7 protein-coding genes are annotated in these 13,198 nt (G+C 74.3%); 4 read left to right on the top strand and 3 right to left on the bottom strand.

The window, feature by feature from the left end:
- The first annotated feature begins 82 nt into the window (after positions 1-82).
- From ACX9MN_RS16895 to ACX9MN_RS16885, 3 genes are all read left to right on the top strand, one after another.
- Positions 83-3,361 (top strand): transglutaminase family protein, encoded by a 3,279-nt coding sequence (locus ACX9MN_RS16895; RefSeq protein ID WP_489724976.1) that lies wholly within the window; start codon positions 83-85, stop codon positions 3,359-3,361.
- Between the two features lie 181 nt (positions 3,362-3,542).
- Entirely contained in the window at positions 3,543-6,080 is a 2,538-nt protein-coding gene (locus tag ACX9MN_RS16890) for a circularly permuted type 2 ATP-grasp protein (protein WP_132367661.1), read from the top strand.
- 115 nt (positions 6,081-6,195) lie between these two features.
- Positions 6,196-7,095, top strand: a complete 900-nt coding sequence (locus ACX9MN_RS16885; protein ID WP_489724975.1) for a transglutaminase family protein — start codon at positions 6,196-6,198, stop codon at positions 7,093-7,095.
- A 123-nt stretch (positions 7,096-7,218) separates the two neighbouring features.
- On the opposite strand, the gene ACX9MN_RS16880 is transcribed toward ACX9MN_RS16885, so the two are convergent.
- From ACX9MN_RS16880 to ACX9MN_RS16870, 3 genes are all read right to left on the bottom strand, one after another.
- Positions 7,219-7,830: a pyridoxamine 5'-phosphate oxidase family protein gene (locus tag ACX9MN_RS16880; RefSeq protein WP_489724974.1), complete on the bottom strand. Its 612-nt coding sequence runs from the start codon at positions 7,828-7,830 to the stop codon at positions 7,219-7,221.
- A gap of 7 nt (positions 7,831-7,837) precedes the next feature.
- Positions 7,838-9,544, bottom strand: coding sequence for a lysine--tRNA ligase (locus ACX9MN_RS16875; RefSeq protein WP_489724973.1), 1,707 nt, complete (start codon positions 9,542-9,544; stop codon positions 7,838-7,840).
- Between the two features lie 683 nt (positions 9,545-10,227).
- Entirely contained in the window at positions 10,228-11,175 is a 948-nt protein-coding gene (locus ACX9MN_RS16870; RefSeq protein WP_489724972.1) for a transporter substrate-binding domain-containing protein, read from the bottom strand.
- A 45-nt stretch (positions 11,176-11,220) separates the two neighbouring features.
- Here ACX9MN_RS16870 and ACX9MN_RS16865 point away from each other — a divergent pair, with 45 nt between their 5' ends.
- Entirely contained in the window at positions 11,221-13,104 is a 1,884-nt protein-coding gene (locus ACX9MN_RS16865; RefSeq protein WP_427509450.1) for a glycosyltransferase family 2 protein, read from the top strand.
- Positions 13,105-13,198: the final 94 nt, after the last annotated feature.

The raw sequence follows: 13,198 nt of genomic DNA, 5'->3' as shown, positions 1-13,198 counted from the left end.
TCCGTGTCGCATAACCGTGCGGTGGGCGCCGGCGCCAGGGACCGGCAGCGCGACCGCGTTCGATCCTTTCGACGGAGCCATCGTGTCGATCAGAGCCGCCCTGCACCACGTCACGCATTACCGCTACGACCGGCCGATCAGCCTGGGGCCCCAGGTGATCCGCCTGCGCCCGGCCCCCCACGCCCGTACCAAGGTCCCGGCCTACGCGCTCACGGTGACGCCCGCCAACCACTTCCTGAACTGGCAACAGGATCCGAGCGGCAACTGGCTCGCCCGCCTGGTCTTCCCCGAGAAGACCGACGAGCTGAGGATCGAGGTCGACCTCACGGCCGACATGGCGGTGATCAACCCGTTCGACTTCTTCGTGGAGGACTACGCCCAGGTCCGGCCCTTCGCGTACGACCCCGCCCTCGCCGGGGAGCTGGCCCCGTATCTCACGCCCGTCGACGCGGATTGTCCCGAGATGGAGGCGCTGCTGGCCCGTCTCCCGGAGGAGACCAGCACGGTCCAGTTCCTGGTGGCGCTGAACGGCCTGATCGCCCGGGAGACCGCCTACGGCGTCCGCATGGAGCCGGGCGTGCAGACCCCCGCCGAGACCCTGCGGCTGAAGAGCGGCTCCTGCCGCGACTCGGCGTGGCTGCTCGTGCAGGTGCTGCGCCGGATCGGCCTCGCCGCCCGGTTCGTCTCCGGCTACCTGATCCAGCTCGTGCCCGACACGACCGCGGTCGACGGGCCGACCGGCGCGTCGGCGGACTTCACCGACCTGCACGCCTGGGCCGAGGTCTACCTGCCGGGCGCCGGCTGGGTCGGCATGGACGCCACGTCGGGCCTGCTCACCGGCGAGGGCCACATCCCGCTCGCCGCGACGCCGCACTACCACTCCGCCGCGCCGATCTCGGGGGCGATGGAGCCGGCCAAGACCACCTTCGACTTCGCGATGACGATCACCCGCGTCGCCGAGACGCCGCGGATCACCAAGCCGTTCTCGGAGGACGTCTGGGCCGCCATGGACGCGCTGGGCGAGCGGGTCGACGCCGACCTCGCCGCGCAGGACGTGCGGCTGACCATGGGCGGCGAGCCGACCTTCGTGTCGGTGGACGATTTCGAATCGCCCGAGTGGAACATCGCGGCCGTCGGCCCGACCAAGCGCGGGCTCGCCGACCAGCTGATCCGGCGCCTGCGCGACCGGTTCGGCCCGGGAGGGCTGCTCCATTACGGCCAGGGCAAGTGGTATCCCGGCGAGAGCCTGCCCCGCTGGGCCTTCGCGCTCTACTGGCGCAAGGACGGCAAGCCGATCTGGCGCGACCCGGACCTGATCGCGCCGGAGGTGGCCGCCGGGGAGGCGGGGCACGCCACCATCGCGCAGGCCGAGGCGCTCGCCGACGCGCTGGCCCGCCGCCTCGGCCTCGCCGACTACGTCTTCCCGGCCTTCGAGGACGGGGAGCTCTGGGAGCGGAAGACCGCGGAGCTGCCGGTCAACGTCACGCCGGCCGACGCCAAGTCGGGCTCGGTGGAGTTCGACGCCCGGATCAGGCGGGTCTACGCGCGGGGCCTCGGGGAGGCGGCCGGCTACGTCCTGCCGCTGGCGAGCCTGCCCACCGGCAAGGGCGGCGAGGCCGACCGCGTCTGGATCTCGGAGACGTGGGACTTCCGGCGCGGCGCCGCCTTCCTGGTGCCGGGGGACTCGCCGGTGGGCTTCCGCCTGCCGCTGTCGTCCCTGCCCTACGTGCCGCCGGAGCACTATCCTTACTACCAGCCGCAGGATCCCCTGGAGCCCCGCGCCGCCCTCCCCGACGGACACCCCGGCGCCGCGGTGGTCAACGGCGCCGGCGTCACCGGCGTGGCGGTGCGCACGGCCCTGTCGTTCGAGCCCCGCGACGGGGTGGTGCGGGTGTTCATGCCGCCGGTGCAGCGCGCCGACGAGTATCTCGAACTCGCCAGCCACCTCGAGGCCGCCGCCGCCGCGCTGAAGCTGCCGATCCACCTCGAGGGCTACGAGCCGCCCTACGACCCGCGGATCGGCGTCATCAAGGTCACCCCCGATCCCGGCGTGATCGAGGTGAACGTCCACCCGGCCGCCTCGTGGCGGGAGGCGGTGTCCATCACCACCGACCTCTACGCCGAGGCCCGCCAGACCCGGCTCGGCGCGGAAAAGTTCATGACCGACGGGCGCCACACCGGCACCGGCGGCGGCAACCACGTGGTCATGGGCGGCGTCACGCCGGACGATTCCCCGTTCCTGCGCCGGCCCGACCTGCTCAAGAGCCTCGTGCTCTACTGGCAGCGCCACCCCGCGCTCTCGTACCTGTTCTCGGGCCTCTATATCGGGCCCACGAGCCAGGCGCCGCGCATGGACGAGGCCCGCCACGACGGGCTCTACGAGCTGGAGATCGCGCTGGCCCAGGTGCCGGCCCCGGACGCGCCCAACATCCCGCGCTGGCTCGTCGACCGGATCTTCCGCAACATCCTCGTCGACGTCACCGGCAATACCCACCGGGCCGAGATCTGCATCGACAAGCTGTACTCGCCGGACGGCCCGACCGGGCGCCTCGGCCTCCTGGAGTTCCGCGCCTTCGAGATGCCGCCGGACGCGCGGATGAGCCTCGCGCAGCAGCTCCTGCTCCGCGCCCTCGTGGCGTGGCTGTGGCGCGAGCCGCAGACCGGCGGCTGTGTCCGCTGGGGCACGAACCTCCACGATCGGTTCATGCTGCCGCATTTCCTCTGGTCCGACTTCCTCGCGGTGCTGGAGGATCTCCGGGCGGCGGGGTACGATTTCGACCCGGTCGCCTTCGAGGCGCAGGCCCTGTTCCGGTTCCCGGTCTTCGGCACGGTCGAGCAGGGCGGGGTCCGGATGGAACTCCGCCAGGCGCTGGAGCCCTGGCACGTGATGGGCGAGGAAGGGACCAGCGGGGGCACCGTGCGCTTCGTGGACAGCTCGGTCGAGCGGCTGCAGGTCAGGGTCGAGGGCTTCGTGCCCGAGCGGCACGTCATCGCCTGCAACGGCCGCCGCCTGCCCATGACCTCCACCGGCCGCGGCGGCGAGGCCGTGGCGGGCCTGCGCTTCAAGGCGTGGCAGCCGGCCTCCTCCCTGCATCCGACGATCCCCGCGCACTCGCCGCTGACCTTCGACATCCTCGACGCCTGGAGCGGCCGCTCCCTCGGCGGCTGCCGCTACCACGTCGCCCATCCGGGCGGGCGCAACTACGAGACCCACCCGGTCAACGCCTACGAGGCGGAGGGGCGGCGCCTCGCCCGGTTCCAGCCGAACGGCCACACGCCGGGCCGGCTGGAGATGCCCCGCCCGGAATCGAGCGCCGAGTTCCCGCTGACCCTCGACCTGCGGACGCCGGCCCCGCAATGACCCGCGATGTTCGGACATCCGGGGCGGACACCGGCGCGGTCGACAGAGCGCGACGCGCCCCCGCCCCCGCCCCCGCCCCCGCCCCCGCTCCCGTGCGGGAGAGGGACCCGCGCTCCGCTCTGCGGCCGCGTCGTCGTCCACGCTGCGTGGATCCGCGAGCCGCGATGACCCGGGATCCGTGATGGAGGCGGCGCTCGCGGGCAGCCGCGGCCGGGCCGAGCGGCCGGAGGGCGCGCGCGAGCGCGTCGCCCGCTGGAGCGCGGGCTACCGCCCCGCCCCCGGCCGGCCGGACGAGTTCCTGGGCGCCGACGGCGCGCCCCGCGGGGCGTGGCCGCGCCTGCTCGACCGTCTCGGCGGCCTCACCGAGCCGGAGATCATGGCCCGGTTCGTCGCGGCGGAGCGGCACATCCGGGACGCGGGCATCTCGTTCCGCATCGCCGGCGACCAGCGCGAGCACCCCTGGCCGCTGGGCTGCCTGCCCCTGGTGATCGAGGGGCCGGAATGGGCGGCGCTCAGCGCCGGCATCGTCCAGCGCGCGGAGCTGATGGAGGCGATCCTCGCCGACGCCTACGGCGAGGGCCGGCTGGTCGCCGAGGGGCTCCTCCCCGCCGCGATCGTGGCCGGCACGCCCGAGTTCCTGCACCCGCTCCACGGGGTCGCGCCCCCCGGCGGCCACTACCTCAAGCTCTACGCGGCCGATCTCGGCCGGGGACCGGACGGGCGCTGGCAGGTGCTCGCCGACCGGACCCAGGCGCCCTCGGGCCTCGGCTGGGCGCTGGAGAACCGCATGGTCCTGGCCCGGACCTTCCCGGACTTCTTCCAGGACCTCCACGTCGAGCGCCTGCCGGCCTTCTTCCAGGCGTTCCGCGACGGGCTGGCGCTGGGGGCGGAGCGCGCCGACCCGCGGATCTGCCTGCTGACCTCCGGCCCCTACAGCAGCACCTACGTCGAGCAGGCGGCGCTCGCCCGCTACCTCGGCCTGATGCTGGTGGAGGGCGACGACCTCGTCATGCGCGACGGGCGCCTGCACGTGCGCACCGTCTCGGGCCTGAAGCGGGCCGACGCCCTGTGGCGGCGGATCGACGCCGACTTCCTCGACCCCCTGGAGCTGAACCCGGCCTCGCGCCTCGGCGTGCCCGGCATCCTCGACGCCCTGCGCAACGGCTCCCTGGTGATGGCCAACATGCCGGGCGCGGGGCTCGTCGAGTCGGCCGCCCTCGCCCCCTATCTCGACGGCATCGCCCGGCGCGTCCTCGGCGAGCCGCTGCGGCTCGGCCACCCGCGCACGTGGTGGTGCGGCGACCTCGAGGGCCTGGCGCACGCGCGGGCCAACCTCGACAGCCTGACCCTGCGCCCGGCCGCCACGCCCCAGCGCGGGGCGGGGCGCGACGCGATCCTGGCGGGCCCGGTCCTGGCAGCCGAGCGCGAGCGGGTCGTGGCGGCCCTGCGCGACCGGCCCTTCGACTACGTCGCCCAGGAGGCGGCGCCGCTCTCGACGATGCCGGGCTGGGAGCGCGGCCCGGACGGCCTGTTCCTGACGCCCCGCCCCTTCGTGGTCCGCGTCTTCGCCGCGCGGACGCCCCTCGGCTGGCAGGTCATGCCCGGCGGCTTCTGCCGGGTCTCGGAGCGCGAGGACGTCGACCCGATCGAGCTGCGGCTCGGCATCCGCTCCGCCGACGTCTGGGTCCTGTCCGAGGAGCCGGTCGCCGCGCCCCTGATCGGCACGCAGGCGGCGCCGCGGGTGCGGCGGGTCGGCGGGCACCTCCCCGCCCGGGCCGCCGACGGCCTGTTCTGGCTCGGCCGCTACCTGGAGCGCGGCGAGGCGGTGATCCGGCTGGTGCTCGCCCACCTGCGCAGCGTCGGCGACGCCGTTGGGACCGACATCTCGGGCGCCCTCGACACGCCGGCGGCCCTGGCGCTCCGGGCGCTGCTGCACGAGTGGGGCGCCATCGCGGCCGCCGACCTGCCGACCGCCCGCCTCGCCCAGGAGGCGCTGGCCGGGCGCGACCGGCCGGGCTCGGCCCGGTCCCACGTCATCGCGGCCCGCCGCAACGCCGCCGCGCTCCGCGCCCGCCTGTCGGGCGAGGCGTGGCGGGTGCTCGCCGACCTGAACGAGTTCCTGTCCCTCAACACCGAGCGGGCCTTCACCGAGTCGCAGCTCGCGGGCCGGGCCGAGCGGGCCCTGAGCCAGCTCGCGGCGCTCGCCGGCCTCACCCACGAGAACATGAGCCGCGCCGAGGGCTGGCACTTCATCGAGCTCGGGCGGCGGATCGAGCGGGCGATCAACACCGGCGCCTTCGCGCTGGCCTTCGCCAACGACGAGGCGACCCCCGGCTGCCTCGGGGTGATGCTGTCCCTGTGCGATTCGCAGATCAGCTACGGGCGGCGCTACCTGCAGGGGGCGGCCCTCGACCCCGTGCGCGACATGGTGCTGCTCGACCCCTACAACCCGCGCTCGATCGCCTTCCAGGCGGAGGCGATCACCCGGCACCTCGCCGACCTGCCGGCGCTCGCCGCGGACGGGATCCCCGAGCCCCATTGCCGCCTCGCGACCCGGATCCTGGCGGAGTTGCGCAGCGGCGAGGCCGCGGATTTCGACGCCGTGCGCCTGACCGCGCTCGCGACCGACCTCGAGCGCCTCGCCGACGGCATCGCGGCCCGCTATTTCCCCACCGGGCCGAACGCGCTGCGCCCCGAGAAGCTGACGGGGCTGGCTTGATGCTGTGTGTCCTTGACGCTGCCGCCTCAAGGACGATCCGCAGCACGGGCTGCGGCGCGCCTTCGCGCTTGCCGGCGACCGCAGGCGACGGACGTCGCGATGGGCGGTGGCCGGGATGATCTACACGCTGCGCCACCGCACCGCCTACCGCTACGGCCGGCCGGTGCACTTCGCCCGCTGCACCCTGCGGCTCAAGCCGCAGGATTGCGAGGGCCAGAGCGTGCTGGCGAGCGCGGTCACGATCGACCCGAGCCCCGCCCGCGCGGTGATGCGGCGCGACTATCTCGGGATCGACGCGGTGGCGATCACCCTGGAGACGCCCCACACCACCTTCAGCGTCGAGGCGCTCTCCACCGTGCGGGTCGAGCGCCCGGCCCCGCCGCCGCCCGAATCCGGGATGCCCTGGGAGCGGGTCCGCGACGCCGTTCTCGCCGGGCGCGACCTCGGCGGCCGGGCGCCGGTGCACTTCCTGTTCCCGAGCAGCCGGGTGCCGCTGCTGCCCGCGATCACCGACTACGCGCGCCCGAGCTTCGCCGCGGGCCGCAGCGCCTACGGGGCGGCCCACGACCTGATGCTGCGGATCGGCCGGGATTTCCGCTTCGATTCCAAGGCCACCACCGTCTCGACGCCGCTCGCCGACTCCTTCGCGCTCCGGGCCGGGGTCTGCCAGGACTTCGCCCACGTGATGATCGCGGCCCTGCGCGGTATGGGCCTGCCCGCGGCCTATGCGAGCGGCTACCTGCGCACGGTGCCGCCGCCCGGCCGGCCGCGCCTGCGCGGGGCGGATGCGAGCCACGCCTGGGTGGCGGTCTGGTGCGGCGCCGGCTGGCTCGGCCTCGACCCGACCAACGGCGTCGCGGTGCGGGACGACCACATCGTGGTGGCCCGCGGCCGCGATTACGGCGACGTGGCGCCGGTCGACGGCATCGTCAGCGGCTCGGGCAAGCAGCGCCTCAAGGTCGAGGTCGACGTCATCCCCGACACCGAGACGCGGGATCTCGCGCTGGTGGGGTGAGGTGACGCTCCGTCATCGCGAGCGCAGCGAAGCGACCCAGGGCGGCGCGACATCCCCGAAGGTGGCGCGACACCGGATCGCTCCGCTCCGCCCGAAAGGACGGGGATGTCGCGGACGCCACCCTCACCACATCGACTTGGCCGCCCGCTCCGGCCATTCCGCGTCGTAGCGCTGGCCGCCGACCTCGCCCGCTGTCAGCGCCGCCAGGATCGCCCCCGGCGTCGGCAGGCTTCCCGGGTCGACGCGGGCTTCCGGATCCCACAGCCCGGCCCGGATGATCGCCCGGGCGCACTGGAAGTACACCTCCGCGACGGTGATCACGAGGGCGGTGCGCGGCGCGTGGCTGTCGACCCGGAACGAGGCGAGCAGGTCCGGGTCGGCCGAGATCACCGCCCGGCCGTTCACCCGCAGCGTCGTGCCGGAGCCCGGGATCAGGAACAGCAGCGCCACCCGCGGGTCGCGCACGACGTTGCGGAGCGAGTCGATCCGGTTGTTGCCCCGCCGGTCGGGCAGGATCAGCGTGCGCGGGTCGGCGACCCGCACGAAGCCCGGCCGGTCCCCGCGCGGGCTGCAATCGAGCCCCTCGGGACCGGCGGTCGCCAGCACCGCGAAGGGCGAGGCCGCGATCAGCGCCGCGTAGTCCGGCGCGATCGCGGCCGCCACCTTCACCGTCGAGGCGGGCGCCAGGGGCGCGCTGTAGAGCGCCTCCAGCGCGGCGAGATCGTTGACGATCATCGCGCCCTCACGCGACCGGGGCGGCCTTGCCGGCCGCGAAGGCTTCGTGCTCGGCGACCAGCGCCCCCGACAGCGCCGAGGCGAGCAGGCCCCGGGTCTCGTCGACGCCGTAGAGGGCCACGAAGGAGCCGAACCGGGGTCCGCGCGCCTCACCGAACAGCACGTTGTAGAGGCTCGTGAACCACGCCTGCGACACGCCGGGCCGCCCGTCCGGGCTCTTGGCCTTGCCGGACGTGTCGGGGAAGTGGCGCCGGCCGACCTCGTAGACCGCCGCCTGCAGGGCCTCGGGATCGGTGGAGCCGGCATGCTCGGCCAGCGTCTCCGACAGGTCCTCCAGGGCCGCCCGCTCCTCGGGCGTCGGCGCCCGGTAGGTCTTGGCCGGCCGCACGAAGTCCGAGAAGTACTTCAGGGCGTGCTTCACCAGCCGGTCGAGGCCCGGATGGGTCTCCGGCCCGGTCCGCGGCGCGTAGCGGCGGATGAAGCCCCACAGCACCGCCGGATCCTCGGTGTTGGCGACCGCCGCGAGGTTGAGCAGCATCGCGAAGGTCAGGCTCGCGCCCTCGACCCGCTCGGGCTCCGGCGGGGTGCCGGCGTGGAGGTGCCAGACCGGGTTGCCCAGCCGCAGCTTCGCGTCCTGGCCGGCGTAGCGGTCGAGGAAGCCGATATACTCGTCGACGTGCCGGGGGATCACGTCGAAGAACAGGCGCTTGGCCTCGCGCGGCTTGTTGTACATGAACAGGGCGAGCGATTCCGGCGTGCCGTACTTGAGCCACGCGTCGATGGTCAGGCCGTTGCCCTTCGACTTCGAGATCTTCTGGCCCTTCTCGTCGAGGAACAGCTCGTAGTTGAAGCCCTCCGGCGGCTCGCCGCCGAGCGCCCGGGCGATCTTGGCCGAGAGCTTGACCGAGTCGATCAGGTCCTTGCCGGCCATCTCGTAATCGACGCCGAGCGCCACCCAGCGCATCGCCCAGTCGGGCTTCCACTGCAGCTTGGCGTGGCCGCCGGTCACCGGGGTCTCGTAGCGCTCGCCCGTGGCGGGATCGCGCCACACGATCGTGCCGCTCTCCGCCCTCACCTCGTCGATCGGCACCTGCATCACGTGGCCGGTAACCGGGTGGAGCGGCAGGAACGGCGAGTAGCTCGCCGAGCGCTCGGCCCGCAGCGACGGCAGCATGATCTCCATCACGGAATCGTAGCGCTCCAGCACGCGCAGCAGCGTCGCGTCGAACACGCCCGCGCGGTAGCACTCGGTCGCCGAGCGGAACTCGTAACTGAAGCCGAAGGCGTCGAGGAAGCGGCGCAGCTCGGCGTTGTTGTGCGCGCCGAAGCTGTCGTGGGTGCCGAACGGGTCCGGCACGCGGGTGAGCGGCTGGTTGAGGTGCGCGGCCAGCATCTCCCGGTTCGGGACGTTGTCGGGAACCTTGCGCAGCCCGTCCATGTCGTCCGAGAAGGCGATCAGCCGGGTCGGCACCGCGTCGCGGGTGAGCACCCGGAAGGCGTGGCGCACCATGGAGGTGCGGGCGACCTCGCCGAACGTGCCGATATGCGGCAGGCCCGACGGGCCGTAGCCGGTCTCGAACAGCACCTCGGTCTTGCCGGATTTCTCCAGCCGCGCCACGAGCTTGCGCGCCTCCTCGAAGGGCCAGGCGGCGGCGTTGGCGGCGGCCTCGATCACGTCGGCGTCGAGGGTCAGGGCTGGGGGAGCGGCGGGCATGTCGTTGGAGACGATCTTCAGGGCTGAACGCGTTGGGGAGCGCGCACCCTAGAGCGGTTCGCATCGGAGCGGAACGCCCGGAGGTGCAATGCGGGGTTCCATCGCGGGCTCGCGCGTGAGGCCTGTGCGTGCGGCCTATGACAGCGTGGGCCGGTTTCGGCTTGGCAGACGCACGCCCGATCCGCTCGGCTTCCTGCGCGTGCCAGGCCGAATCGCGAATCCCGGATCTCCGAATCTCGCCCTCATCCTGAGGTGCCGCAGCGCAGCGGAGGCCTCGAAGGAGCCCTCCAGTGACCGCTGCGCTGGCTGGAGCTCTCCTTCGAGGCCGCTGCGCGGCACCTCAGGAAGAGGGCGAGGAGGGGAAGTCCCGAGTCGAACAGGTTCTCGGCGCCGAACCTTGGCCCAGATGGCGCGGATCTCCGCATCGGTGGCGCGATCGCCGCGCGCCTCGGCGGCCCCGGATTCGTCGAGTTCCGCCTCTTCCTCCGGGGTGAACCGGTAGACCGGGGCCTCGTCCCCCGCGAAGGCCAGCATGAGCCGCGCGCTCTCGTCCTGGAGATCCGGGGACGGGTCGCGCCTTCGCCACCGCCTGCTCGAGCAGATCCGCCACGGTGCCGTCCGCGTGCCGTCCGACAACCGAAGCCCGGCAGCAGGATCCCCATTCCTGGTGGCGACGAAAGCCCTCAGAACGGGCTGACGGGGAAGAACCGCAGGTACAGCTCGGTGTACTTGCCGTCGTCCCAGACCCGCTGGAGCGCGTCGTCCAGCGCCCGGGAGAGGGCGGCGTCCTCCTGGCGGGTGATCAGGCCGATCCCCTCCCCGAAATAGCGGTTCTCGAGGTAGTCGCCGCCGGTGAGCGCGCAGCAACTCTCCGCGTCCTGGCCGCCGACGAACAGGGCGAGGTTGAGGCCGTCGGCGAACAGGTAGTCGATCTCGCCGCGCTTGAGCGCGCTCTCGGCCGCCGTGAGATCGGTGAAGTCCTTCGGCACGGCCTTCGGGAAGAACGCCTTGAGGTAGGCCGCGTGGGCGCTGCCGGCGATGACCCCGACGCTGCGGCCGACGAGCGCCGCCGCGGAGGGGACCGGCAGGCCCTTGTCGGCCCGGGCCGCGAAGCGCGCCGGCCAGCGGAAATACGGCCGCGTCGCCAGGAATCGCGACCGCAGGGACGCGGTCAGCGGGATGGCGGCCGCGACCACGTCGCCCTGCTTGCCGTCGAGGGCGTCGAGCAGGGTGTCGAAGCGGCGCGCCTGCACCGTGCAGGTGATCGTCAGCTTCTCGCAGACCGCCCGGGCGAGCTCGACCACGAAGCCCGTCGGGTTGCCGTCGGGGCCGGCGAAGTGCAGCGGCGGGAACTCGTCGTCCGTGAGGAAGCGGACCGCCCGGCCGGTCTGCGGCGCCTCCACGCGCTCGCCCCGGCTGCGCGGGTTCCAGAAATCCGGGATCGTGACGACGGGGGTGGCGGTGACGCCCGTGGCCGGCGCGGCCGGGGGCGCCGCGGCGGCGGCCGGCCCCGCGAGGAGCGCCGCGACCGCGGCCGCCGCGATCCGGGATGGGATGGCTGTCCTATCGCCTCTTGACGACGGGGACGGGGCGGTGCTCCTCTCGGAGCGCGGGGGCGGGGACTGGCTCACCCCCCTCCTCTACCACGTCCTCGGGCCGCCGGGGGAGCGCGCGGCGTGTCGTTCCAGCGCCCGCCCGCGGGGCCGGAGGGCCTGCCGCCGGAGATCGCCTTCCTGCTGGACGAGGGCGTCGACGCGCGGCTGCTGGTCCGGGCCGCCGCCGCGGCGACCGCGGCCGGGACCGACGCGGCGACCGCGCTGATGAATGCCGGCCTGATCGCGGAATCGGCCTACTACGCGGCCCTGGCCCGGGCGCTCGGCGCCCCCTACCTCGACGGCCCGATCCCGTTCGGCCTGGGCCTGCGCTTCCCCGACAGCCTCGTGGCCGGCCTCGCGCCGCTGGCGCCGGGCGCGGTGGCGCCCTGGGTCCTGGCGCCCCGCGGGCGGGCGATCGCGGACCTCCTCGACGCCGCCGGCCGCGCCGCTGGCCACGCCGCCGTGCCGGCGATCACCAGCCCTACCCGCCTGCGCGAGGCCGTGTTCGCGTCCGTGCCCGGGCAGGTGGCGGATCACGCGGCGCACGACCTGCGGCGGCACGGCCCCGAGTGGGCGGCCGCCCCCGAGCCGGCCTTCCGCTGGCTGCTGGTCCTCGCCCTCGGCGGGACCGCCGCGCTCTGCCTGTGCGCGGCGCTGCCGGCCCCGCTGGCGCGCGCGGTGATGACGGCCGGGCAGGTCCTGTTCCTGGCCATGGCGACCCTGCGGATCGCGGCCCTCGCCATCGCGGCTCCGGTCGCCGCGGAGGCGGTGGTGCCCCTCGCCGAGGCCGACCTGCCGGTCTACACGATCCTCGTCCCCCTCCACCGCGAGGCGGCGGTGGTGCCGGACCTGCTCAGGGCGCTCTCCGCCCTCGACTATCCGGCCGCCAAGCTCGACATCAAGCTGCTGCTCGAGGCGGACGACGCGGAGACCGCCGCGGCCCTCCCCCGCGACACCCTCCCGGCCCGGTTCGAGGTGATCACGGTGCCGCCGGGCGGCCCGCGCACCAAGCCGCGGGCGCTCAACGCCGCGCTGCCGCTGGCCCGCGGCACCCTGATCACGGTCTACGACGCCGAGGACGTGCCCGATCCCGGGCAACTGCGGCTGGCGGCCGCCCTGTTCGCGCGCCTGCCCGCGCGGACCGCCTGCCTCCAGGGGCGGCTCGTGATCGACAATGCCGGCGATTCGCGCCTCGCCCGTGCCTTCGCCCTCGAATATGCCGGGCTGTTCGACGTGCTGAACCCGGCCTTCGCCCGCTGCGGCCTGCCGGTCCCGCTGGGCGGCACCTCGATGCACCTGCGCACCGTCGTGGTGCGGGCTCTGCACGGCTGGGACGCCCACAACGTAACCGAAGACGCGGATCTCGGCCTGCGCCTCGCGCTGGCGGGCTACACCGTCGGCGACCTTCCCAGCCCTACCTTCGAGGAGGCGCCGGCCCGCCTCGGGCCCTGGCTCGGCCAGCGCACCCGCTGGCTGAAGGGCCTGGTCCAGACGAGCCTCACCCACGGGCGGCACCCGCTGGCCAACGCCCGCAGGCTCGGCGGCCTGGAGACGCTCTGCGCCGCCGCCCTGGTCCCCGGGACGGTGGTCTCTGCGCTCGCCTACCCGGCCTGCCTCGCCGCGGCGGCGTGGTCCTTCCTGGTCCGGGACATCCCGGCCGCCCCCGTCTTCCTGGACAACCTCTCCACGGGGCTCGCCATCACGCTGTTCGGGACGGGGCTCGCCGCCCTGGTCCTGCCCGCCCTCGTCGGCTGCGCCCGGCGCGGCTGGGGGGACCTCGCCCGGTCGGTCCCGTGGATGCCGGTCTACTTCCTGCTGGTCAGCCTCGCCGCGTGGCTGGCGCTGATCGAGCTGGTCCGGGCGCCGCTGCGCTGGAACAAGACCCGGCACGGCCTCGCGCGGACCTCCCGCAGCGGCCGGCGGCGGCGGGCGTACCCTGCGACAGCCTGCGACACCGGGACGTGACCGGACGGCGGCGGATGCGCGTCGGCTTGATCTGGATCAGTCGCGGGCCCGCGCCGGGCCGCTAGCTTGGCCAGCCGGCTCCCGCCCGCGCCGC

The sequence above is a fragment of the Methylobacterium sp. 1A genome, from assembly GCF_058072805.1.
This window is presented reverse-complemented; position numbering and strand designations above follow the sequence as displayed.